This is a genomic window from Paraburkholderia unamae, assembly GCF_003096875.1.
Lineage (GTDB): Bacteria > Pseudomonadota > Gammaproteobacteria > Burkholderiales > Burkholderiaceae > Paraburkholderia > Paraburkholderia unamae.
On record NZ_QEOB01000016.1, the window covers coordinates 138,729 to 163,378 of the forward strand.

General features: G+C 63.5%; 19 protein-coding genes. 13 read left to right on the plus strand and 6 right to left on the minus strand.

Annotation, left to right across the window (positions count from 1 at the left end; genetic code table 11):
- Positions 1-177: 177 nt before the first annotated feature.
- On the plus strand, positions 178-1,125 hold the full coding sequence (locus C7402_RS30130) for a LysR family transcriptional regulator (RefSeq protein WP_372460398.1): 948 nt from the start codon (positions 178-180) through the stop codon (positions 1,123-1,125).
- A gap of 61 nt (positions 1,126-1,186) precedes the next feature.
- A complete protein-coding gene (locus C7402_RS30135; RefSeq protein ID WP_116613223.1) occupies positions 1,187-1,843 on the plus strand; it encodes a TetR/AcrR family transcriptional regulator in 657 nt (218 codons plus the stop codon).
- A 2,526-nt stretch (positions 1,844-4,369) separates the two neighbouring features.
- Here C7402_RS30135 and C7402_RS30140 read toward each other — a convergent pair.
- Positions 4,370-5,365, minus strand: a complete 996-nt coding sequence (locus tag C7402_RS30140; protein WP_112173636.1) for a ParB/RepB/Spo0J family partition protein — start codon at positions 5,363-5,365, stop codon at positions 4,370-4,372.
- Complete coding sequence (locus C7402_RS30145) at positions 5,362-6,570, minus strand: AAA family ATPase (RefSeq protein WP_112173541.1); 1,209 nt, start codon at positions 6,568-6,570, stop codon at positions 5,362-5,364. Before C7402_RS30145 ends, C7402_RS30140 begins: the two co-directional genes overlap by 4 nt.
- Before the next feature lie 1,298 nt (positions 6,571-7,868).
- Here C7402_RS30145 and C7402_RS30150 point away from each other — a divergent pair.
- Positions 7,869-9,284, plus strand: coding sequence for a replication initiation protein (locus C7402_RS30150; RefSeq protein WP_308012489.1), 1,416 nt, complete (start codon positions 7,869-7,871; stop codon positions 9,282-9,284).
- Between the two features lie 309 nt (positions 9,285-9,593).
- Here C7402_RS30150 and argG read toward each other — a convergent pair whose 3' ends face one another.
- Positions 9,594-10,928 (minus strand): argininosuccinate synthase, encoded by a 1,335-nt coding sequence (argG, locus tag C7402_RS30155; RefSeq protein ID WP_116613225.1) that lies wholly within the window; start codon positions 10,926-10,928, stop codon positions 9,594-9,596.
- Between the two features lie 189 nt (positions 10,929-11,117).
- On the minus strand, positions 11,118-11,801 hold the full coding sequence (locus tag C7402_RS30160; RefSeq protein WP_116613226.1) for a GntR family transcriptional regulator: 684 nt from the start codon (positions 11,799-11,801) through the stop codon (positions 11,118-11,120).
- Between the two features lie 646 nt (positions 11,802-12,447).
- Between C7402_RS30160 and C7402_RS30165 the strand changes: the two genes are divergently transcribed.
- Positions 12,448-14,028, plus strand: coding sequence for a methyl-accepting chemotaxis protein (locus C7402_RS30165; RefSeq protein ID WP_116613300.1), 1,581 nt, complete (start codon positions 12,448-12,450; stop codon positions 14,026-14,028).
- An 8-nt stretch (positions 14,029-14,036) separates the two neighbouring features.
- Here the strand turns inward: C7402_RS30165 and C7402_RS30170 are convergent, their stop codons facing one another.
- Both C7402_RS30170 and C7402_RS46490 read right to left on the minus strand, forming a co-directional pair.
- The gene (locus C7402_RS30170) at positions 14,037-15,047 is read right to left on the minus strand and encodes a glycosyltransferase family 2 protein (protein WP_116613227.1); all 1,011 of its coding nucleotides are present in this window, start codon (positions 15,045-15,047) and stop codon (positions 14,037-14,039) included.
- Positions 15,048-15,096: 49 nt separating this feature from the next.
- Positions 15,097-15,408, minus strand: a complete 312-nt coding sequence (locus tag C7402_RS46490; protein WP_133254590.1) for a hypothetical protein — start codon at positions 15,406-15,408, stop codon at positions 15,097-15,099.
- On the opposite strand from C7402_RS46490, the gene C7402_RS30175 reads away from it, so the two are divergent.
- From C7402_RS30175 to C7402_RS30215, 9 genes are all read left to right on the plus strand, one after another.
- Positions 15,407-16,492: an aromatic acid exporter family protein gene (locus C7402_RS30175; protein WP_116613228.1), complete on the plus strand. Its 1,086-nt coding sequence runs from the start codon at positions 15,407-15,409 to the stop codon at positions 16,490-16,492. The two genes, C7402_RS46490 and C7402_RS30175, sit on opposite strands and share 2 nt — an antisense overlap.
- A 358-nt stretch (positions 16,493-16,850) precedes the next feature.
- Positions 16,851-18,125, plus strand: a complete 1,275-nt coding sequence (locus tag C7402_RS30180; RefSeq protein ID WP_116613229.1) for an MFS transporter — start codon at positions 16,851-16,853, stop codon at positions 18,123-18,125.
- 96 nt (positions 18,126-18,221) lie between these two features.
- The gene (locus C7402_RS30185; protein WP_112173547.1) at positions 18,222-19,151 is read left to right on the plus strand and encodes a LysR family transcriptional regulator; all 930 of its coding nucleotides are present in this window, start codon (positions 18,222-18,224) and stop codon (positions 19,149-19,151) included.
- Between the two features lie 139 nt (positions 19,152-19,290).
- Positions 19,291-19,785, plus strand: coding sequence for a cupin domain-containing protein (locus C7402_RS30190; protein ID WP_116613230.1), 495 nt, complete (start codon positions 19,291-19,293; stop codon positions 19,783-19,785).
- A gap of 37 nt (positions 19,786-19,822) precedes the next feature.
- Complete coding sequence (locus C7402_RS30195; RefSeq protein WP_116613231.1) at positions 19,823-20,842, plus strand: hydroxyquinol 1,2-dioxygenase; 1,020 nt, start codon at positions 19,823-19,825, stop codon at positions 20,840-20,842.
- Positions 20,843-20,873: 31 nt separating this feature from the next.
- A complete protein-coding gene (locus tag C7402_RS30200; protein ID WP_116613232.1) occupies positions 20,874-22,340 on the plus strand; it encodes an aldehyde dehydrogenase family protein in 1,467 nt (488 codons plus the stop codon).
- A 7-nt stretch (positions 22,341-22,347) separates the two neighbouring features.
- A complete protein-coding gene (locus C7402_RS30205) occupies positions 22,348-23,415 on the plus strand; it encodes a maleylacetate reductase (RefSeq protein WP_116613233.1) in 1,068 nt (355 codons plus the stop codon).
- Between the two features lie 45 nt (positions 23,416-23,460).
- Positions 23,461-24,333 carry an intradiol ring-cleavage dioxygenase gene (locus tag C7402_RS30210; RefSeq protein ID WP_116613234.1) on the plus strand — a complete coding sequence of 291 codons (873 nt, stop codon included), beginning with the start codon at positions 23,461-23,463 and terminating at the stop codon, positions 24,331-24,333.
- Positions 24,330-24,650: a YciI family protein gene (locus C7402_RS30215; protein ID WP_112173553.1), complete on the plus strand. Its 321-nt coding sequence runs from the start codon at positions 24,330-24,332 to the stop codon at positions 24,648-24,650. Before C7402_RS30210 ends, C7402_RS30215 begins: the two co-directional genes overlap by 4 nt.

The window sequence follows — 24,650 nt, forward strand, 5'->3', positions numbered from 1 at the left end:
TGACATGCGCACTTGCGGCACAGTAGAATTATTTCATCGACTGCTGAATATCGGCGGCAGCCCCACGGCGCGGCGACGCGCTTTCACCCGCAGTACGCCTCATTCCCGCACGCATCACGGCAAGACGCGGCGCATTGCCCCCAAAGCAACACGAATCAGATGGACAAACTGGGCAGCATGAAGATGTTCATTAGGGTCGCGCAAGCGGGGGGATTCGCCAAGGCGGCCGCGCGCGCGTCGCTGAGCACGGCCGCCGTGTCACGCGCGATCATGGAACTCGAGTCGAGCCTGCAAACCCGGCTTTTCAATCGCACCACACGGCAGATCTCGCTGACCGACGCGGGCCGCCGCTATCTCTCGCACTGCGAGCGCATCCTCAACCAGGTCGAACTGGCCGACGCCGAGGCAATGGGCGCGAGCGCGCAACCGGCGGGCAGGCTGCGCATTCACGCCACGGCCAGCTTCGGGCAGCATTACCTCACGCCGCTGCTCGCGCAATATACGGCGCAGTTCGAGGATGTCCGCGTCGATCTCGTGCTCTCGCAACGCACGCCCGACCTGCTCGAGGAAAAGTTCGACGTGGCGATCGTCGTCGCGCAGAACCTGAAGGACTCGTCGCTCGTTTCGCAACGCCTCGGCTCCACGCGCTCGGTGCTGTGCGCGGCGCCTGACTACCTGGCGCGGCGCGGCACGCCGCGCACGCTCGCGGATCTCGAACACCACACCTGCCTGCAACTCAATTTGCAGGACATGCCCTCGGCGCAGTGGGTATTCGAAGACGTGGAACCGAATTCGTTTCGGACACCGAAACCTGCACCGCTTACGGTCAATATGGCCGAAGCACTCGCACAGGCCGCCCAGGCGGGCATGGGCATTGGCTTGCTGCCGGTGCCGACCGCGCTTCAGTGCGTTCGCGAAGGCAGCCTGATTCAGGTGCTGCCCGACGTGCGCACGCTACCGCACAATATTTACGCGCTCTACGCTTCGCGCCAGTATCTCGACGCGAAGATCAAGACGCTGGTCGAATTCCTGCGCGAAGCGGTGCCGCAAAAGATCGCCGAGCACGAGCAGGCGCTCGATGCCGCGCGTGCGCGACGCGATCGCGCCATGGCTTGCGTCGAGTGAGGGGCGCGCTGCGCGCCCTCTCCCCTTTTCTCCTTCATTGCCCCCAAAACTGTCGATACGCATGAAAAAGGCAGCGTCCCCGGACACGTCGCCAGCGGTAAAGCGCACGCGCGGCAGACCCGCGCAAGGCGCCTCGGTCGGCCGCGACAAGCTCTTGCGCAACGCGCGCAAGACTTTCGCGAAGCGCGGCTACGACGCTACGAGCGTGCGCGAGATCGCGCGCGAGTCAGGCGTCGATGCGGCGCTGCTCGCGCATCACTTCGGTTCCAAGGACGCGCTCTGGGAAGCCGTGGTCGAACAGATCGCGGAACACACCGGGCCCATGGTCGCGGCGACGGCGAGTTTGCGTGCCTCGGCACTCGGCGCGCGCGAACGCGTGGAACGAGCGCTTGAGATTTACATCGACAAGGTGTTCAACGAACCCGATATCGGACTTTTCTTCGCGACTGCGGCAACCGAGGAAGGCGAGCGCTTCGATCTGCTCGTGGAGCGGATCGTACGGCCGTATCACGATGTGCTCGTTCCGCTGCTGAGCGATGCGGGAAAGCGTAAGGCGCTGAAGGTGGTCGACGCGGACGTGCTGTTCTTCATGCTGCTCAACGGGATCAGCAAGACGGTTGCCTATGGACATGTCTTGCAGGTGTTTTCCGCTCTGCCGAAGCAGCAGGCGAAGTACAAGCGCGTGGTGTTGCAGACGGCGCTTGGAATGTTGGCGTGAGGCGAGTGGAAGGATGGTGGCGGTGGCTGGTTTGGGTGCGCTTTACTGAGAACTACAGAATACGTAGTGAAACGTACGAGATACCGGCTAGGTACCAGTTTTTGTGCAAGTTCGGCTCTCTCAGCCGTGTTTCGGGGTCGGAGAATTCTTGAATTCGTGAAACATCACCTAGAATTTGGTTGGTTTTCGGCCTGAAGTCGTTTCTGGGTAAGGCTTTAGCGGATTTCTTCATTTTTCGCGAATTGTTTCACGAGCGTAGACGTGGAGTTTGGTGGTTGTGCTCGACAAGTAGGCCGGTTGGGCGCGTGAAGAGGCGGTGATGCCAACGGCTAGTCTCTCTGCTCTCCGGCGTGCGGGTTAGTTGCTGCATGTGCTCGCCTCGCGATTACCGCGGTGGAGGCTGTGGTTGAGTGGTCGGTTGCGCTGGCACTCATGCGGTGGGAGACGAATCACTATTCGGTTAGTTGCATTTTAAACGTATGCAGGACTGTGCATCTGGGATGGGAACTCGTGTACAGCACGGAGTCATCACGCGCTTCCATTGCCACTCGTCAGACGTTTTGAGTTGAAGGCAAACGGCGAATTGCCCATGACACACGCCACACGAGTTTTGCCGTCCCGTGGCGGAGTCGCACCAGCGCCCTCTTCCTATGACAAGCAAGCACGTGCGGTACAGGCCACCCATTGGCCGGACAGCGAATCTCTCGTGCGCTGCATATAGGCGGACGCGTGCTCGTCGTGAGTTTGATGAGTCATCGAGGCGCGTCTCGCGGCACCTCATCAATGTGTACTGAAGACGTCGATTTTGGATCGCGCACGGTCAGGCCGCTTGTACGGGACTCGCATCCGATCTGGAACATTCGACGGGCGGGTGTGACGCCCGTTCTTGGGCCCACTCCGTCTGGACACGTTAGCCACGCCTGCCACTGACTGCGCCGAACCGCTTGCCCCTATCGATAGGTAGAACTTTGATCCGCCAAGATTCACGCCGTGGCTGATTGATCAGCGACGCGTTGCGAGTGGCGTATGCGTGAGTTTGTCAGGACAAGCTGTGTCGAGTCGACACACGGCTTGCCAGGGTATGACGCGCGGCCAACAAAATCACTGGCTGCTTGGCCAGTCGATCCCCAGCGCTTGTCATGCGAACGCGCGGACACGCGTGCCGAATTCCAGTTGGTCGCCGGCCGCTACGAGTCGGGCGGGTGCTGTGTGTCGACTCGACACACAGCATGAGAACCTCTAGTGGAAGGATTGGCTCCGAGGTCGTCCCACGTATTAGCAGACGCGACAGCCAATCAAGTTCCCGACGGCTTGGCGCACCGATTGCGGTTTGCATCGATCCTTGACCTACCGCCCTCTTGTCCTGACATTAGCGCAAGGGACCGGGCGCGTTTGAGGCGATCGAAAGCATCTGCCTTGAGCCTCATCCACGTGAGACTTTGAAGATTTGCACGTCGATTCGAGACACGCTAATTGTGTGGCGCACTGTAATCTGGATCAAGGCTCGTCTCCAGACGGCAGCGCTTTCGATCAGTTGTGTAGCCGGTGTCCGAATGGGCCTCAACGAGGATCCCGAGCTTGTCGTGTGTCAAGTCGACACACGACAAGCGTGGCCGGATGTCACGCCAACGCTTATGTCGCATAGAAGCGGCACGCAGCGCTACATGCCGTGTGCGTTATCACGGAGTCGGTGAGCGGCATCAAGATGCGTCCCATTGACTCGTAGTCCGACGAAGACCGGAACAACGCCCCTCTCCGTAGTCAGGCGCGGGCTGATCGTTCAAATGCAACGGTTAGCTTTGCGTCACACTGTGTGTCGACTCGACACACTCCGCAGGAAGGCACCGAGCGCGCCCCTTGTAGCGTGACGCAATCGTCCCCGTGAGACGTCGCAACCGCCCCCGTGTGTCGAGTCAACACACAGGCATCGAGCACAGTGGTGCTCCTCCGGGAAGGCTCCCTATAACGGCACGTAACGCAAGGCCAGCGTCGGCCGAGATGCTCACCGCACCGGGCCAACCTGACACATGGCGCGGCAAGATACGCGCAAACTTAAGCGCCACAAGTCCATCTCGCCTTCTGAGACCGTCACACGAAACAACCGCCGTTAGCACTCGCCACCTGTGTCGACTCGACACACATCACATCGAGGCACGCCGAAAATCAGCCAGCACGGGATCCACCCATACCGGCAGGCGGAGCCACACAGCAACCATCCTCAGCGCTCGCATCCGTGTGTCGACTCGACACATACATTATCGAAGCCGGTTTGCTCCCGAGACCCGATAGCCCATCGCCTACTCGACACCACGCGTCAGCCGCACCGTGTGTCGAATCGACACACCGCACCTCGAAGCACGCCGAAAGTCGCCCAAAACGAGATTCACACGCCCCGCAGGCGATGCCACACAACAACCCTCACCTCCCGCGCCTTTGTGTCGAGTCGACACACCACCAAAACCGCGTAGGAAAAGAAAAAGCCCGCCGAAGCGGGCTCCAAACTCAATCCATCCAGCAACACCCAGCTCAGCCGGGCTTTACATTGAAAAGCTGGCTAATCAGTTCGCGAATCTGCGTCTCTTGCGCATCCGACAGCACGCCCGTCTTCAGCTTCACGGTGAAGCTATTGGTATCTTTCGTGATACTCCCAGCGTGGCTCTTACCGGAAAAAATCTTCTCGATGCTGCGCTCAGAAACGCTTTCGATCGACTCACCGCGGCTCGCCTGCGCGCCAATCGCGGCGGCCAGCTTGCCCTGATCAAGCGTACGCTCGACAACGGCCGGCCACAATTCACGCGCCGCCGAAAGACCCGCTGTCCCGAACTTCTTGATCGCCGAGACGACCTCGTCGGCCGCCGAACCGCCCAGCAGCCGCGGATTCAAATCGAGATCTCGGCGAATAAAATCGGGGAGATTCTCAAATGCCAGAAAACGGTACAGGCCTTTGCGCGACATGCCGAGTGCCTCGGCCATGCGCTTACGGGTCGGAAATTCACGCTCGGCGCGACGCAGTGATTGACCAATCTCATAATCAGTCAGATCTTCGCGGCCCACGTTTTCCACCAGCGCGAGCACCGCCATGTCCTGATCGGAACACTCGATCACCGACGCGCGGATCTCCTCCGCCTGAATCAGAACGTGCGCACGCAGACGGCGTTCGCCGGCAATCAACTGATAGCCGTTGTCCGCACGACGCACGACGACCGGCTCGACGAGCCCGACCTCGCGAATGGATTCGGCCAGCGAAGCCAGCCCTTCGTCGCTGAAAATCTTGCGCGGCTGCCACGGATTCGGTTGAATCGCGTTCACGGGAAGCATGAGCTTGTCGCTCGTCGTCTCCAGTTCCTGGATCCGTTGCTGCGCAACGGCCAGCGCGCCCAGCATGCCGGGGCCGGTTTTGAACGCGCTGCTGCGGCGCGGCTCCGCCGGTGCGACCGCGGCCGGCCGTTCTGGCGCGGCCCGCTCCGAAGACGATCCGAGCTCAGCGGTCTTCGCCGCCATCTTGTCGCGAAATGAACTCACTTGCCGGCCCTCCATTGTTCTACGTAGAGATCGTCGATCCAGCGCACATAGTCAGTCAGTGGCTGACGCACGCGCGCGACCGTCTTGTCCGCGAGATCGCCCTTGCTGATGTCGAACACGGTGGCCATCGCGAGCGCGCCGTTGCTCATCGCGGAGCTTGCCGGCACCTCCAGCGCGTTCACCCAGTCCTTGTAAGTCCGCTGCACCCAGGAGCGCACGACCGGCGCCGACGACGTCTTGCCGTAGTCCACCTTCGAAAGCAGCACGGAAACGAAGTCGTAGGTCTTTTCGTCGCCGCGCTCCATGATTGTGTGCGCGAGGTCCGAAAAGAGGCTCCAGAAAGACACCGAGCTGATGAAGTCCAGGCTTTCGGGCACGAGCGGCATGACCATCGCATCGGCCGCCATGAGCGCATTGATGGTCAGATAAGACAGCGAAGGCGCCGTGTCCAGAATGATGTAATCGTATTGCTTGCGCAGCGCCACCACGCCCTGGCGCAACAGATCCCAGAACTTGAATCCCGGGTTCTTGATCACCGTGCCCGGAATATGGAACTCGGCGGAAAAGAGCGTAGGGTGCGCCGGAATGACATCGAGACCATCCCAGTACGTTTCCTGCACGAAGTTAAGCAGGCCGCCTTCCATATGCGGGTCGTAGATGAACGGAAGGACAGTGCTGTCTTCGGTCACTTCCTTCTCTGCATACAGTCCACACAATTCCGTCAGCGAAGCTTGAGGATCCAGGTCGATGAGCAGGACCTTGCGGCCGCGCAGCGTGAGGCCCTGGGCGAGACACATGGTCGTGGTCGTTTTCGTCGACCCGCCCTTGAAGTTCGCGACGAGCAGCACCTTGCCGTCCGCGTCGCGCACGCCGGTATGAAGCGGTGTCTGGTAGATATCGGAAACCTGTTGCACCCAGGTTCGCGCCTCGGGCAGGGTGAAGACCCGGCTTCGCCCGGAGCCCTGCGCCACGCCTTGCGGTAAGCCTTCGCGAGTGGCCAGCAGGTTGTTGAGCTTGATGCGGTCAATGCCGCAAAGCTCGGCGACCTGCGCGGACGTAAACGTGGGCGCCATCTTTCGCGGCCGCGGCGCCAGCATCATTTCCCGAAGCTCTTCGGAAAGACGGCCGGCCTCTTCGGCAAATTCAGTGATCGCTGAAAGGTCCACGCGTCGATCGATCGACGGCAATTCGATAGTCTTCGCCATTAATACGCTTTTTATCAGAATTTGGATAAAGCGTAGAATACAGCAAAAGCGTATGAAAACACACTAATTGAGGGCGATATGGGAAAAAATGACCCTCCAAAACGCGCTATATGGGCTTCGCGGGGTCTGCCCAAGGCCCAAATACCAGCGAACAGCCCAAAGCCGCCAGCAGCGCTATAAAGCCGTTTTTTGCGGATTGCCTATTTTTTGTGCAAAACATGATGGGGCAGCAACACCTTCGCAGCGCCAAGGTCGCGGTTTTTGTGCAGTTTGAAACTGCTGCACCGTCCGGCGACCCACGCAGGGAAGCGTGCCACGGCGCAAGGTCACGGATTTTGTGCGATTCGGCCACTTCGAGTTTCGGTCACCGTCTCGCAGAACGAAGAGTAACGGTTTTTGTGCAACTGTATTTCTGATGAGTCGCTCTCCAGCCACAGATGCACAAAAAACGTTACCGTCTGCGCCCCCATAAGGCTTGTCGCGGCATTCCGCGCACTGCACTGCACAAAAAGCGTTACCTTCGTTCCATCCGCTCACCGCACCGTGCCGGATTCGTTGGTTTCCAAGGGCAAATTCGCCCGCACACCGCTCGTCGCGCGACTTGCACAATTTCCGTTACCTCAGGTTGGAAGGCCGAAGAAGGCCCTGGCAAGGCAAGTGCACAATAAACGTTACCGTCGTCGATCGCGGAACGGGATCTGCACAAAATCCGTTGTCATCCACGAGTGGCAGCAGTCAGCACAAATTTCGTTACCTCTTGCGCGCCACCATCCAGCACCTCAAACCCCGGCATAGATGCCTCAAAACAGCCCGCGCACATAAACCACTGCCTCTGCACTCCGCTGCTGCACAGAAATCGTTACCTCAGGAAGCGAATCACCCCCTCAGGAACCGGTGATCGCCGAAAGTCGACTTTGGTTTCCTCGAGGCAAGCCTTTGAAGCACCGCGCTTTCCCGCATTGAGATGCCTGAATCTTTTCACCGTATCGCGAGACACATGCCGTCAAAATTTTCGCCGAGTGTCTGTTTTCGGAGCTCGGTTTGTTTGTTTACTTAAAGACAAAAACCTACGAACCCACTAACGTAGGCCATAGAGTTCTTTAATATCAAAGGGTTGTCTCTGAAAAGCACCGTTCTATGTGCTCGATGCCCCGTTTTATGTGCAAGTCGTTGCCGTTTTATGTGCAGGAGGTGTAGAGATATTTGTGCAATGAGGTACGTTTTTTGTGCGCGAGACGAACCAGACCCGTGTTTGAGGTAACGTTTATTGTGTTGACTTGTGTTTGCGGAGTGATAGAGTGCCCGCCAATGTCGACCGGGAGAGCGTGCGTATGTCGGAGGAGAGCGGGCGAAGGACAACAACACAGCAGATGGCGCTGGGTCTCTTTGAGGAGATGTCCGGCCAGCCGATCAATGAGAGTACGCGCGAGATCGGCTTTCAGCGCAACAACGTGTTCGTCGCCATCAACGGGCTCGGCCTCTCTTCGCGCCGCTTTATCGATGCCGCCTATTTCGTCGCCGCCCAGGAGCCAACGCCGCGCGAGACCTATGACGTCGACCTGAATTACTTCAAGTGGCTCATGCGCTACGAAAGCCGCAACGTGCGCCATTTGCAGAGCGTGATCAAGGAAGCGCAGCGCGTGCTGATCGAAGTGACCGACACGCCGCCCGACCGCGCGCCCAACGAAGACGACCAGTGGATTTCCGAGCAGTTGATGGGCAGCGTCAAGATCGGCAAGGGGCGTATCCAGTTTCGCATCCCGCCGCTGATGCTGCGTCACATCACGGGCCCCGACAAGCACCACTGGCTGAACCTGTGCATCACGGCATCGTTCTCGCAAACCTACGCGCGCGCGATTTACGACTATGTGATGCCCTTCGTGGCGGCCGGCATCACGGACTGGATCGAACTCGACGTCATGCGGCGCTGGCCCGGCAAACTCGGTACGAGCGCGTCGGAGTTCAAGCACTTTCGGCCCAAGTATCTCGATCCGGCGGTGCGCCAGATCAATGAGCTTTCCGACATCGATCTCAACTACGAGACCCGGGCCGACTCGGAGACTTCGCGCAAGATCAACAAGATCCGCTTCCGCATGAAGCGCAAGGACACGGTTGCGGCGCTGCTGAGCCGGCAGCCCGACGCGCACGATCTGCTGCTCACGCTCAAGGAGGAGTTCGGGCTCAGCAACAAGCAGTTCGACGTGATCGCGGAGCACCGCATGAGCTGGACCGACGAGCGCATCCAGCAGGCGATCGAATACACGCGCTTCAGGCTCAACCAGGGCAAGGTGACCAAGAGCCCTGCGGGCTATCTGATGAAGGCGCTGAGCCACAACTGGCAGGTCTCGGAGGCCGAGCGCAAGATGGTGGCGATCCAGAGCGAGCTGGCCATCGCCGCGACCGCGCAGGAAACCGCAAAGACGGAGACCAACACGGCGGTGAAGCAGAGCATCGCCGCGCGCGACGAAGAGGCGAGGACGCAGCGCAACGACGAGGTCATGCGAGGCCGCGAGCACTTCGAATCGGCCGACGAGAAGACCCGCAAGGAGCTCGTGCGGCTCTATATCGCCTCGCAGGCCGGCAAGCTCATGCTGCGCCGCCTGAAGCTCGAGGCGGGCGCGCTCTCCGATGCGAACATCCTCAACCACTCCGATCTGTCGTGGTACTTCGGGCAGTTCGTGTACGGGAAGATGAAGCAGCTTGCGATGTTGTGAGCGTTGAGGAAGACGCCTGGTGGCTGAAGGGCAGGCAGGCGTGTTGACGTTTCGGCGCGCCGATGAGCCAGCCGTGACGCGCTAACGAGCGCATCGTGCCTCGCATCGGCTCACGGACCAAAACATCAGACGGATCAATGGCTTGGGGTATTCGTTCCAGGCGTTCTCCACAAGCTTGTCCAGAAAATCTGTGGAAAACTCGGCGCCTCTCACCACCGCGTCGACCCACACGGCACGAGCACGCCAGGCAATAAAAAAGGGGGAAGGCGCGATGCCTTCCCCCTTCTTCTCAACCCAACCCGCGACGTCTTACTTCTTCTCGTCGTTCAGTTGCGGCAGCGTATAGGCGGCGCCCGGCGCGAGCAGACCCACCTGCGAGTACACACGCAGCTTCTCGCGCGTGTCGGCGATGTCGAGATTGCGCATCGTGAGCTGGCCGATACGGTCCTTCGGCGAGAACGTCGAGGCGACCTTCTCCATCGACAGGCGCTCCGGCTGGTACGTCAGGTTGTCCGACTTCGTGCTGAGGATCGAGTAGTCGTTGCCACGGCGCAGTTCGACCTTCACTTCACCGGTGATGGCGCGCGCGACCCAGCGCTGGGCCGTTTCACGCAGCATGATGGCTTGCGGGTCGAACCAGCGGCCCTGGTACAGCAGGCGGCCCAGACGGCGGCCGTTCTCGCGGTACTGCTCGATGGTGTCTTCGTTGTGGATGCCCGTCACGAGGCGCTCATAGGCGATATGGAGCAGCGCGAGGCCCGGGGCTTCGTAGATGCCGCGGCTCTTCGCCTCGATGATGCGGTTCTCGATCTGGTCGCTCATGCCCAGACCGTGACGGCCGCCAATGCGGTTCGCTTCGAGCAGCAGTTCGACGGCGTTCGGGAAGGTCTGGCCGTTCAGCGCGACCGGCTGGCCTTCCTCGAAGCGGATCGTCACTTCTTCGCGGTCGACCTTGACGTCGTCGCGCCAGAACGCCACGCCCATGATCGGGTTCACGATCTTGATGCCGCTTTCCAGGCTTTCGAGGTCCTTCGCTTCGTGCGTCGCGCCGAGCAGGTTCGAGTCGGTTGAGTAGGCCTTCTCGGCCGACATTTTGTACTCGAAGCCCGACTGGCGCATGAACTCCGACATTTCCGAGCGGCCGCCCAGTTCGTCGATGAACTGCTGGTCGAGCCACGGCTTGTAGATCTTCAGGTCCGGGTTGACGAGCAGGCCGTAGCGGTAGAAACGCTCGATGTCGTTGCCCTTGTAGGTCGAACCGTCGCCCCAGATGTTGACGCCGTCTTCCTTCATCGCGGCCACGAGCATGGTGCCCGTGACGGCGCGGCCGATCGGCGTCGTGTTGAAGTACGTGACGCCGGCGGTCGAGATATGGAACGCGCCGCATTGCAGGGCGGCGATGCCTTCGGCCACGAGCTGCGCGCGGCAGTCGATCAGGCGCGCGCCCGCGGCGCCGTATTCGGTCGCGCGGCGCGGGATCGAATCGTAGTCGTCTTCGTCGGGCTGGCCGAGGTTCGCGGTGTAAGCGTAGGGCACGGCGCCCTTGAGCTTCATCCAGTGCAGCGCGGCGCTCGTGTCGAGGCCGCCGGAGAACGCGATACCGACCTTTTGGCCGATCGGAAGGCTTTCGAGAATTGTGCTCATGATGAGAAAGAACCCGGAATAACGAAAATGCGGAGGGAATTCGGTCGAATCGTCAAGTATCTTGTATCCCCGGCCTTTCGGCAAGCTTGGCGGGCAGGGCGGGCAGGGCGGGGCGTGCTGTTCAACGCGAATTTCCCGTAAATAAAAGGGGCCACGAACGGCATGCCCCCTGACTGATTTGCTGGCTGCTTAGCGCAGGCTGTCCCAGGCCGTCTCGATGGCATCCAAGGCGCTCATCACGATCGAGCGGTTCAGCGCTGCGGCGAGCACGCCGTCGCGCTCGGCGTAGGCCTCGCACAGCCGCTGGTGATCCGTGCACGAGCGCTGCAAACGCCCCGGCAACGAGGTGCTCAGGTGGCGCAGGCGGTTGGTGCGCATGCGCATGGAGTCCAGCACCTCCTTGAAGATGCCGTTGCGGCTCACCCGCAGTTCCAGGTCGCGAAACGCGACGTTGGCCCGGAAGTAGCCGTCCACGTCGCCTTTCGTGGCGACTTCGGCGAGCTCGCGGTGCGCGCGCCAGAGCGCCTCGATGTCCTCGTCCGTGGCGTGTTCGACGATCGCGAGCGACACTTGGCCGTAGAGCAGGGCGCGCAGCCCGTAAATCTCGCGCACTTCCTTGAGGCTCATGGCGGCCACGCGCGGGCGGCGGCGCGGCGACCAGTCGACGAGCCCTTCGCGCGTGAGCGCGAACAGCGCCTCGCGCACCGGCGTGCGGCTTACGCTGAAGCGCTTCGCGAGATCGACCGAATTCAGGTCGTCGCCGGGGCGCAGGCGGCCTTCGATGATGCCGCGCGCCACCCAGTCGACGATCTCGTCCACGGACGTCTGCTCGCCCGCTTCCTGGGCGACTGCCACGCCGACGTCTTCATCCATCCACTTACTCCCGAGGCGCCGCGACCGGGCGCAGCGCCTGCAATTGTAACAAATCCGCTGTCGCCCCTGCTTTCACGACCGCATGCCATTAGCCGTTGTGTATACAGTAAAGCGAAGTAATTCCGATATTTCGCGAAATATCCCCTTGGATCGACTCTAACTGTCGACACTATGGCGAAAGCCCGTTGACGTCCGATCCGGCAAGGAGACGCCATGTACACCGGAACCGAGGTTTCCGGCTCTGCGCATGCCGTGGCGAGCGTGGGTTCGCCGCGCTGATGGCCTGTCGCTTCGATGCGACGGCGATCATTGCACGAGCCGAGAGAACCAAAACCCTATTGATTCGGATAACGAAGTGATTGGAATGATCGCGCGAATTACATCGAAAATTGATTCGGCATACGAATCATATTGCGAGCCCCGCGATTCCCCACATACGGCATTTTTCATGCAAGGGGCATGCGTGTACGCAACGCCCGGAGCGCCCAGGCCATGCCCCGGCGTTCCGGACAATCCGGGGATGCACCAGGCCATCCGGCACTTTAAATCGGACGCCGCCTGCCGATATTGAATGATGGGATGTCGCGTAGAGGATAGTCAGGCTGCGCGGCGATCGACTCAGCGCCGTTGGAGAGTGACGTTCGACATGATCAGGTTTCGCCCGCTTACCAGCCAGGTTCGCCGCTTATATAAAGCCCTGGAGGCCCGCTATCCGGCGGGATTCTCGCTCGACGCCACGCGTGAAGTCACCGTGGGCGACCGCGCCACGCCCATCCTGCTGAGCGGCGCGGTTCAGGTGAACCTGAATCACACGGTTCTCGACGACTGGGGCCGCGAATCGGGCGGCATTTCCTCGATCTTCGTGCTCGCGGGCGAGGACTTCGTGCGCGTCGCCACCAACGTGACGGACGCGAAAGGCGTGCGTGCGGTGGGCGTGGTGATGGACCGGTCGCATCCTGCTTATACGCACAACCGCGCGGGCACCGGTTACTACGGCTATATGGTCGTGGCGGGCCGCAAGTTCATCGTCGACTATCAGCCGATCGTGGATGCGCGGGGCAGGGTGATCGGCATCTTCTCGGTGGGCGTCGACATCGCCAACATCCGCATGCTCACGCTGGCCGAGAAAATGGGCCTCGTCGCGGCGGGCGGCGCGGCCGCGCTGCTGCTCGGCTGGCGTGGTGCGCAGCAGCTCACGGGACTTGCCGCCGCGCCCTGGGCGTGGACGTCGTTGTTGCCCGACCTCGCCATCGCGGCGCTCCTCGGCGCGCTCATGTACGGCGTGGTCAGGCGTCATGCCGCGCAGCCGCTGCTCGATGCGGCCGCCGCCGCGCGCCGTCTCGCGGCGGGCGATCTGTCGAAGCAGATGCCGGTCAAACGCGGCGACGAGATCGGGGCGATCTTCGACGCCATCAATGGCGTCAACGTGGGCATGGCGACGTTGATCGGCAACGTGCGCCGTTCCACGGACAGCCTCACCACGGCCGCGCGCGAGATCGCCGCGGGCAACGCCGATCTTTCCGCGCGCACGGAAGCGCAAGCGGGCTCGCTCGAACAAACGGCGGCCGCCATGGAGCAGCTCACCGCCACCGTGCGCAACAACGCGGGCAATGCGCACCAGGCGCACGATTCGGCGGGCTCGACGTCGAGCCTCGCGAACACGGGCGCGCGCCTGATGAACGAGGCCGAGGCCACCATGCAGGCGATCCGCAAGACCTCGTACAAAGTCGAAGAGATCATCGGCGTGATCGAGAGCATCGCGTTCCAGACCAATATCCTCGCGCTCAACGCCGCTGTCGAAGCCGCGCGCGCGGGCACGCAGGGGCGCGGTTTCTCGGTGGTCGCGGCGGAAGTGCGCACGCTCGCGCAACGCAGCGCCGACGCGGCGCGCGAGATCAAGACGCTCATCACGGAGTCGGTGACGCAGGTCGATCAGGGCGGCCAGTTGATCGAGCGCGTGGGCGGCAACATGACGGAGATCGTCAAGTCGGTCGAGGCCGTGACCGTGCTGATGGCCGAGATCAGCCGCGCGAGCGCGGAGCAGAGCAGCGGCATCGAGGAAGTGAACCGCGCCGTGGGCCACATGGACGAAATGACCCAGCAAAACGCGGCGCTCGTGGAGCAGGCCTCGGCCGCCTCCACGAGCATGCGCGATCAGACCGACAGCCTCGAAACGGCGGTGCGCGTGTTCCGTCTCGCTACCGACGCGCAACGGCTCGCGGCCTGATGCGCGTGTTACGGCATGCGTGTTCTCGACGTATCGACGGGTTGCTCGTCCTTCCTGCCCAATAGCGCGACCGGTTCCTGGCGGCCGTGGCGCGAGGCCTTCCAGATCATCAGCAGGTGATAGTAGAGCCGTGCGCTAAAGCCGAAACGGTACGCGTAGAGGTTTCCCAGCGCGAGTTGCAAGCCCGCACGCGCTTCGTGATTGCGCGCGAGCAGGGACACCACGATCGGCACGAGCCGGCGATACGCGAGCTTGCGGGCGGGTTCGAGTTCGCGCGGCAGCGTGAGCCCCTTGAGAAAGTGCCACGCGGAGATCGATGAGGCGTTGATCGTGCGCCGCGTTGCCTGGGATACCGAAACATCTGTCATGCGATAGCACGAGACGTACTCGTTCACGTAGCAGACGCGCTGCGCCGCGAGGCAAAGCAGCGTGCCGAACACGTAGTCGCAGCACGTGCCATAACGTTCCTCGTAGCCGATGCGCTTGACGAGCGCCGCATCGGCGAGCCAGCCGTTGTTGGGGAACATCTGCACGATGCCGGTGCGGCCCGGCAGCGCTTGCAGCCCGGCTGCGTCGGCCGTGCGGTGATACGCGGCGTTCATGCGCTGGCTCGCCGCGTGGTCGACGTGTCCGAGGTGATCGGTTTCGTACTGGTCGCCAAAGGCGACTTCCAGATCGGGATAACGCTCCCATTGCGCGAGCAGCCGCTCCAGGCAGTGGCCGAGCAGATAGTCGTCGTCGTGGATCAACAGGATCTTGTCGCCGCTCGCGCGCTCGAACAGGCTCGCGACATTGCGTGCCTGGCCGAGCGCCGGCACATTGCGCCGGTAGGCGATGCGCGCGTCGTCGCGGTAACGCGTGGCGATCAGTTGCGCCGTGCGGTCGTCGCGCGAATCGTCGCCGATCACGATCTCGATGTCCGCATGCGTTTGCATGAGGCACGATTCGATGCAGCGTACGAGCAGTTCAGGCCGGTCGCACGTTGGCAGACAAATGGAGACTTTCGTTTTTATCGTCATGGGCGGACCCCAGTGCTTAAGGGAAGCGAAGAGGTTCGCAATGCGAACTTCATCGGTTGGTGATGACGGTAAATGAAAAAAACACGAAAGAAATTGAAAATAAATCGCAAGGTACGCGGCTTGCGCAAGGCCGCCCCGCAACGCCTGATACGGCGGGCGTCTGCGCGGAATCCGCGGATTTGATCTGATGAATCGGAAAGAAAATACCGGTCGAAAAAAAAGCGTCCGGCGGCGTGCGCCGGGGCGGGCAAAGTGCCGGAACAGCCGCCCCAACCGCGATAACATAAGCACACCGGTGCGCCGCTGATTGCACCGCACGCAACGCGCACTCAACCCGCCTGAAACGATCGACGGCCCCCATGGTTTCCTCCTCCTACGCCCACAAACCGCTCACGCCGTTTCGCCGCGCGTTGGCGCGCTTTTCCCTTTCCGAACTCGCGAAATACACCAAGCTCACGCTTGGCATGTGGATCGGCTTCGGGATTCCCTATGCGTGCGGCTATCCCGAGGCGGCGGTCGCGCTTTCGGGCTCGGCCATGCTCACGCTCGCGCTGGGCAGTTCCATCTCGGCGGCGCGCGGCTACTTCTACAAGCGCGTGATGTCGAACCTCGTGGCGATGCCCATCGGCACGCTGCTGATCTGGCTGACCGCGCCGCACCTGTGGCTGGGCGTGATCCTGCTGCCGCTCGTGATCTTCACGATCGTGCGCATCCGGCCGTCGGTCTTCCAGATGACGAGCGTCACCGTGCCGATGACGCTCGTGCTCTACACGGGCGAGCACATTCCGTTGCTGGAGCAACGGCTGATTGGCGTGGTGCTCGGCATGCTGCTGGGCTTCATCATTCAGCAGATCGCCTTTCCGCCCGATCATGGCTTCTGGGCCAACACGCTCGTCAACGACGGCAACGAGCAGGCCACGGCGCTGCTCACCGAGGTCGCCACGAAGACGCTGGACCACGCGAAGCTGAGATCGGCCACGGCGGCGCTGCGCTTGTCGAGCAGCAACCTGAAGCAGGCGCATGACCTGCTGAAGTCGGATCTGGAGCAGTCGTGGGTGTCGCGGCACCTCAAGCGCAATCGCGATCGCCTGCCGCTGTTCCACTGCTATCACGAGCTATTCGATTCGATCGTCGGCTTCCTCGAAACGCTCGACACGTTCAACGCGCAGTTCGAGGCACTGGATGCGCAATGGAAGGACGCCTACCGGCGCGGTTTCGCCCGCCTCGTGAGCGTGCATCAGCAACTCGCTTCGCAGGCCGACCTTCGGGTGGAGCGCCCAGGTCTTCTCGCCAGGCCGCTCACGCGCGAAGAACTCCACGCGCTGGTTGAAGCCCTGCCCGCGACGGGCGTTTTCACGAGCGTCTATCTCGGGCACCTCACCGGCTACGGCATCCTGCTCAGCCGCCTGAGCGACATGCATACCGAGCATCTCGCGAACGCGTAACCATGCCGCGCGCACCCTGCGCGCTTCTCCGGCAATCGAAAACGCCCACCGCCTGGCGCGTCCGCGCACGTCTACCCGTAATTGTCCTGGGAGGGGAGCCACACGCGAAAACGCGTGGCGCGGCCTGCTTGCCGCGTCCCGGCCGCCTTGCCTGGCGGCCCGCCAAAGCCGATTCTTTGCGATTCGCGAATGACGTATTCGGGCGTTATCCGGTACTGATTCCCCCGCGCTTGCGACTATCTTTGCGACGTCGATGTCGATGGCGTCCCGCAAGCAGCACCGTGTCGCCCGTCGCATCGCACACCGTTTTCGAACATGAGCGATGGCGCGGCGCGAAGGCCGGCCCAAGGAGACAGAGATGAAACTGCATACATGGGACACGGCTTACGAGTGGAAGGCCGTGACGTTGCTGGCGCTTGGCTTCGGCCTCGTGGGCCTCGACCGCTGGCTGATCGCGCCGCTGTTCCCCTCCATCATGAAAGACCTGAACCTGAACGCGCAGGATGTGGGCAACTGCATCGGCATCCTCGGCCTTTCGTGGGGCGTGTTCGCGGCCGTCATGGGCGGCATGTCCGACAAGGTGGGCCGCCGCAAGGTGCTGATTCCGGCGATTATTGCGTTCTCGCTGCTCTCGGGTTTTTCCGGTCTCGCGGGCGGCTTCATGGGCTTGCTGGCCGTGCGCGCGCTCATGGGCGTGGCGGAAGGCTCGTTCTGTCCGACGAGCTTCGCGGCCACGGCCGACGCCTCGCACCCGAAGCGCCGCGGCTTCAATCTCGGGCTTCAGCAAAGCGGCTTCGCGCTGTTCGGGCTCGCACTCGCGCCGATCATCGCCACGCAGTTGCTCGGCGTGATGAGCTGGCGCTGGGTGTTCGCGCTCGTCTCGGTACCGGGCCTCGTGCTCGGCCTGCTGATGTATCGCGTGATTCGCGAGCCGCGCGCCGCCATGACGTCCGAGGCGGGCACAGCCGCCGCGCCGCTCGAACGCGGCCACTGGCGCGATGTGATCCGCAGCCGCAACATTCCGGTGGCGATGGTGGCGCTCTTTTGCGCGATGACGGGCGTGTTCGTGCTCGGCGCCATGCTGCCGCTCTACCTCACGCAGTATCTCGCGCTCGACACGCAGCACATGGGCATGGTGGCGTCCGCCATCGGCTTTGGCGGTTTCGTCGGACAGTTCGGCTTGCCGGGCCTGTCCGATCTCGTGGGCCGGCGCACGGCCAGCCTCGCCGGCTTCGTGGGCACGGCCGCGATGCTGATCGTGTTTCGCGGGCTCGGCGCGCAGCCGCTCGCGCTCTTCGCCGTGCTGTTCGCGGCGTCGTTCTTCACGCTGGGCCTCGTGTCGCTGCTATCGGGGCCGGTCGCTACCGAGGCCGCCCCCGCTGGCATGCTCTCGACGTCGATCGGCCTCGTGGTGGGCGCGGGCGAGATTTTCGGCGGCGGCGTGGCGCCCGCGCTTGCCGGCTTCGTCGCTGCCCATTTCGGTATCCAGAATATTCTGTGGCTGCCGATCGGCGCGGTCATGCTCGGCGTGCTGGTGAGTCTTCTGCTCAAGGAAACCGCGCCCGCGAAGCTGCGCCGCCGCGAGGCCGTTGCCGCCGCCACGCCGCTGCCTGCCGCCGGTCAGGCCGAGTAGGGACCGTGCGCCATCCTCCTTCCAGTGCCGCCGCGTAAAAGCGTGGAGACGGGCCCTATACTCTGGATGGCCCGAACCCTGGATAAAGAGAGGAGCATGGACCGATTCTTGAGCATCGAAACGTTTGTGCGCGTGGCGGAAACGAGCAGTTTTGCCGAAGCGGCCCGGCAGCTAGGCGTCACCAGTTCGGTCGTGACGAACCGCATCCAGCAACTGGAAAAGTTCGTCAACGCGCCGCTCTTTCATCGCAGCACGCGGCATGTGCGCCTCTCCGAAGTCGGAGAGGCGTTTTACCGCGAATGCGCCGAGGTCGTGGGGCGCGTGAACGAGCTGACGGACCAGATGCGCGAACTGCGCGCCACGCCCACCGGGCGGCTGCGCATCCAGATGCTGCCGGGCTTTGCGCTGGGCCATTTCGGCGCGCCGCTCGCCGAGTTCAACCGGCGCTATCCGGGCATCCAGCTCGACGTGATCGTCAACGACCGCGTGGTCGATCCGATCGAAGAAGGCTTCGACGTCGCGTTCCAGATCTTTCCGCCGATATCCGAATCGTTGATCGAGCGCCGGCTCTTTGCGGTGCGGCGGCTCTTTTGCGCTACACCCGCTTATGTGCAGGCGCATGGCGCGCCGCAGCATCCGCGCGAATTGCTGCAACACACCACGGCGCTGTATTCGGGCTATCCCTCGCGCAACCGCTGGACGATGACGCGCGGCGACGAAGTCGTGGAGATGGAATTGCCCGGCATGATCCGCTCGAACTCCGTGCATTTGCTGCGCGATTACGCGCTCACGGGCGGCGGCGTGGTGTGCCTGCCCACGCTCGTGGCGAGCGCGGCGCTGCTCGACGGCTCGCTCGTGCCGATCCTCACCGATTACCACCTCTCGCCGTTGAGCTTCGCGGCCGTGTATCCCTCCACGCAGCGCCAGGCCTTGAAAGTGAAGGCGCTGGTGGAGTTTCTGGCCGAGTATCTGGGCCCCGAGCCCGCGTGGGACGTGCCGCTGCTGGCGCGCGGCTGGGTGCGCTAGCGCTGTTGGACCCGCCGCGTTCGCTCGCCGCGATTATTTGCGAAACGCGAATGCCGTAATCGTCTGGCCGCCGGTTGTTGCCGCTGCGCCGCGCTCCTAAAGTGGATTGCAACGACACCTTCCAAAACAGGAGACAGCCATGACCGACACGTCATTCCATACCGTCTTCGGTTCGCTCGGGCAGTACCGCAAGGGCGAGATCGAAATCACGAGCGGCGACGCCCGCCACTATGTTTTCTCCAACGTCTTCGAAGTCGCCGCGCAGTCGGCGCCCTACGAAAAAGTCGTGGTGGGCAAGAACCTCGAATACGTGATCGAGGTGCTGCGCACGCAAGGACAGTCGCGCTGGTTTGCCTGCGCGCACGACGAGTTCGTGATCCTGATGGACGGTGAAGTGCGTATCGACTTCATCAAGCTCGACACGCCGCCGAAGGGCGGTGCCGGAACCGTCGATGCCGGCGACGAACCCGCCGGCCGCAAGATGGGCCACGTGGTGTTGCGCCGGGGGCATCAGGCCCTGCTGCCGGCCGGTTGCGCCTATCGCTTCAGCGCGCCGCGCGACGGCGTGGCGCTCGTGCAGACCATGGCCGGCGCGCTTTCGGTGCAGAAGTGGGCCGATATCTGCCTGCACTGACCGTCCACACGCGATTCGAACCTCAGGAGACAAAGACATGGCCAGCCTCGAAACCCTCGATCACCCGGCAGGCTTCGCCGCCGACACCGTGCGCGCAAGCGAACCCGACGCCGTGACCGGCTATCGCCGCTACACCCTCGGCGCCTTCGAATTCACGCGCGACGAATACTTCGTCAAGGTGCTGTGGCCCGCGAAAGGCCAGATCCGCACCCACGCCATTCCCGCCGACGCCTTCCTGCGCGCGATGATGCGCGACGTGGCCTGGGGTTTCTTCTACGGCTGGGTGAATTTCGACCACGTGTTCGGCACGCGCAACCACTACGGCAAGGTGGACATCTATGCGGGCTCGTTCAACGGCATCATGAAGGAAGCGGGTGTGGACTATATCGAGACCTTCGAAACGCCCACCATCATGGCGACCTTCAAGGCGATCCTGCACGACTGGACCAACGAAGGCTTCGACCCGTTCGCCGCCCCCGAGGAAACCGGCACGGCATTCGGCCGCAAGCATGGCGATAACGACGCCGCGATCGAGCGCACGCGCATCGCCACGCGCCGCATGCCGGGCCTCGCGGGCGACTCGCCGCTGCGCGACGATCTGCCCGTGAACCGCGCCTTCGCTGACGTGCCCCAGGACGACCCGGAAGTGCACGCCGAAGCGGGCTTCGAAGGCGAACTGCACGCGTTCAATCTCTTCAAGTACCTCTCGCGCTCGGATGTCACGTGGAATCCCTCGGTCACCTCGGTGTGCGGCCAGAGCCTGTTCTGCCCGACCACGGAGGAGTACATCCTGCCGGTGTTCCACGGCAACGACCGGGTCGAATGGTTCCTGCAACTCTCGGACGAAATCGTCTGGGATATCGGCGACAAGAACACGGGCGCACCGCGTGCGCGCATCACGATGCGCGCCGGCGACATCTGCGCCATGCCCGCCGATATCCGGCACCAGGGCTATTCGACCAAGCGCTCGATGCTGCTCGTATGGGAGAACGCCACGGCCGACTTGCCCAAACGCTACGAAAGCGGCGATCTCAAGCCCTATCCGGTGGACTTCTGAACGGGCCCCAGGCATCAATCGAGGATTACACATGCAAACGCAATTGTTCATCGACGGCCGCTTCGTCGACGCCGTCGAAGGCGGCACCATCGACGTGCTCAATCCGCACGACGGCTCGCTGATCACGAAGATCGCCGCCGCCACCGCCGCCGACATCGATCTGGCCGTGGCCGCCGCCGCGCGTGCGTTCCCGCAGTGGTCGGCGCTGCCCGCCGCCGAGCGCGGCCGCCTGCTGCTGCGTCTGGCCGACGCCATCGAAGCGAACGGCGAAGAACTCGCGCAACTCGAATCGCTCGACACGGGGCACCCGATTCGCGACTCGCGCGCGCTCGACGTGCCGCGCACGGCCGCGTGCTTTCGCTATTTCGGCGGCATGGCCGACAAGCTGCAAGGCTCCGTGATCCCCGTCGAAACGGGCTTTCTCAACTACGTGCAGCGCGCGCCCATCGGCGTGGTGGGGCAGATCGTGCCGTGGAATTTTCCGCTCATGTTCACGAGCTGGAAAATGGGCCCGGCGCTCGCGGCCGGCAATACCGTCGTGCTGAAGCCTTCGGAGATCACGCCGCTTTCCACGCTGCGCATCGTCGAGCTGATGGCGGACGTGGGCTTTCCCGCGGGCGTCGTCAACATCGTGCCGGGCTACGGCCACACGGCGGGGCAGCGGCTTGCGGAGCATCCGGGCGTGGGCAAGATCGCGTTCACGGGTTCGACGGCGACAGGGCGGCGCATCGTCGAGGCCTCGCAGGGCAACCTCAAGCGCGTGCAACTCGAACTGGGCGGCAAGGGCGCGAATATCGTGTTCGACGACGCCAACCTGGACGCCGCCATCAACGGCGCGGCCTGGGCGATCTTCCACAATCAGGGGCAGGCGTGCATTGCCGGGTCGCGGCTCGTGCTGCACGAGCGTATCGCCGACGAATTTCTCGAACGTTTCGTGGCGCTCGCGTCCTCGATTCGCGTGGGTAATCCTTTGGACCCCGAAACGGAAATGGGGCCGCTCACGTCGCTGCAACACCTGGAGCGCGTGAAGGCTTATGTCGATGTGGCGCGCGAACAGGGCGGGCGCGTGCTCACGGGCGGCGTCGCGCCGCAGGACCCGGCGCTCGCCAACGGCTACTACGTGCGCCCCACGGTGATCGAGGCGAAGACGGCCGACGATCGCGCCGCGCAGGAAGAGGTGTTCGGGCCGTTCGTGACCGTGCTGCGCTTCAAGTCCGATGAAGAAGCGCTCGACATTGCCAACGGCACCGCCTACGGTCTCGGCAGCGGTCTGTGGACGCGCGACCTCGCGCGCGCGCACGGCATCGCGGGCAAGATTCAGGCGGGCATGTGCTGGGTGAACTGCTACAAGCGCGTGAATCCGGGCAGCCCGTTCGGCGGCGTCGGCCAGTCGGGTTACGGGCGCGAAATGGGCTTCGAGGCGATGCACGACTACACCGAGGCGCGCTCGGTGTGGGTCAACGTGGACGCCCAGGTGCCGCCGCACTTCAAGCGTTGAGGCGCATATGGACTCGTTCGTTTATCAAAGCCTGCCGTCGCGCGTGGTGTTCGGCTGGGGCAACCTCGCGCGCTTGCCCGAGGAAGTGGACCGGCTCGGCGCGCGCCGCGCGCTGATTCTCTCGACGCCCGAACAGCGCCCGCTTGCCGAAGCGGTGGCGCGGCTGCTGGGCGAGCGCGCCGCCGGCATTCACGCCGAAGCCGTCATGCACGTGCCCGTGGAGGTCGCGCGGGCCGCGCGCGAGAAGGCGGCGGCGCTCGATGCGCAGTGCTGCGTGGCCGTGGGCGGCGGCTCGACCATTGGGCTTGGTAAGGCCATCGCGCTCGAATCGTCATTGCCGATCGTTGCGGTGCCCACCACCTACGCGGGCTCGGAGATGACGCCCATCTACGGCCTCACCGAAGGACGCCTGAAGAAGACCGGTCGCGACCTGCGCGTGCTGCCGCGCACGGTGATCTACGACCCCGCGCTCACGGTGTCGCTGCCCGCGGGCATTTCGGCGGCTTCGGGCGTCAACGCGATGGCGCACGCGGTAGAAGCGCTTTACGCGCAAGACGCCAACCCCGTGATCAGCCTGATGGCCGAGGAGTCGATCCGCGCATTGGGCGAAGCGCTGCCCGCCGTCGTGCGCCGGGGCGACGACGCGCCGATGCGCAGCCGCGCACTTTACGGCGCGTGGCTCGCGGGCAGTTGCCTCGCGGCCGTGGGCATGGCGCTGCATCACAAGCTGTGCCACACGCTGGGCGGCACCTTCAATCTGCCGCACGCGCAAACGCACGCGATCATGTTGCCGCATACGGCGCACTACAATCACGCGGCGGCGCCCGAGGCGCTCGAACGCGTGGCGCGCGCGCTCGGCGGCGAGCATGCGGCGCAGGCGGGTCCGCGGTTGTATGCTTTGAACGCGTCGCTCGGCATTGCGCTCGCGCTGAAGGATATCGGCATGCCGGAGAGCGGGCTCGACGAAGCGGCCGATCTGGCGTGCACGAACGCCTACCCCAATCCGCGTGCGCTGGAGCGTGAGGCGATCCGCGCGCTGTTGCAGCGCGCGTGGGAAGGCGCCGCGCCGCGCTAGCCTCGCCGCCTGTGCGGCGCACACAACAACGCAAAGGAGACAACCATGTCGACGCATGGCACCGAGGCCGAACGGGCCTTTACGGAACAGGTGGTGGCGCGCTTCGCGAACACGCCCGACGCGCGCCTGCGCACGCTGATGCAAAGCCTCGTGCGGCATCTGCACGCTTTCGTGCGCGAGGTGGAGCCGAGCGAGGCGGAGTGGTTCGCGGCCATCCGCTTTCTCACCGAAACCGGCAAGATGTGCGACGACGTCGTGCGCCAGGAATTCATCCTGCTCTCCGACACGCTGGGCGTGTCGATGCTCGTCGATGCGATCAATCACCGCTACGCGACAGGGGCGACCGACACGACCGTGTTCGGCCCGTTCTACATCGACGGCATGCCTGAACGCGCCCAGGGCGAGAACATGGCGTTCACGCCGGGCACGCCCGCGCTCGTGCATGGCCGCGTGCTCTCGACCGATGGCGAGCCCGTGGCGAACGCGCTGCTCGACGTGTGGCAAACGGCGGATAACGGCATGTACTCGGGGCAGGACACCGCGCAGCCGCACGGCAACCTGCGCGGGCGCTACCGCACCGACGCCGGGGGCCGCTACGCGATCCGCACCATCGTGCCCGTGTGCTATCCGATTCCGACCGACGGTCCGGTGGGCCGCATGCTCGAGGCCACGGGGCGGCACCCGTGGCGGCCCGCGCATCTGCACTTCATGATTACCGCGCCCGGCCACAGCACGCTCGTCACGCATCTGTTCAACCGGGACGACCCGTATCTGGAATCGGATGCCGTATTCGGCGTCAAGCCCTCGCTGCTCGTGGATTATTGCGAGCGCCCGGCGGGCGACGCGAGCGCGCGCGAATACGGTTTCGAAGGAGACTTTCGCGAGGCGCGCTACGACTTCGTGCTGGAGCGCGCATGAGACCGTCGACGCGCTACTACGCGGTGTTCGCCACCGACAAGCCCGGCATGCGCGACGTGCGCGAGCGCGTGCGGGCGGTGCATCGCACGTATCTGCGCACGGCGTCGCAGCACGGCGTGTTCGTGCGGCTGGGCGGCTCGACGCTCGCGCCGCAATGCGACGCGCTCAACGGCACGCTGCTCGTGATCGAGGCCGAAGCCTACGACGACGTGATGCGCTTCGTGCGCGACGACCCGTACACACGGGCGGGCCTGTTCGAACACGTCGAGATCCGGCCGTGGGACTGGAATCTTGGCAATCCTGAGCAACGGGTGTGA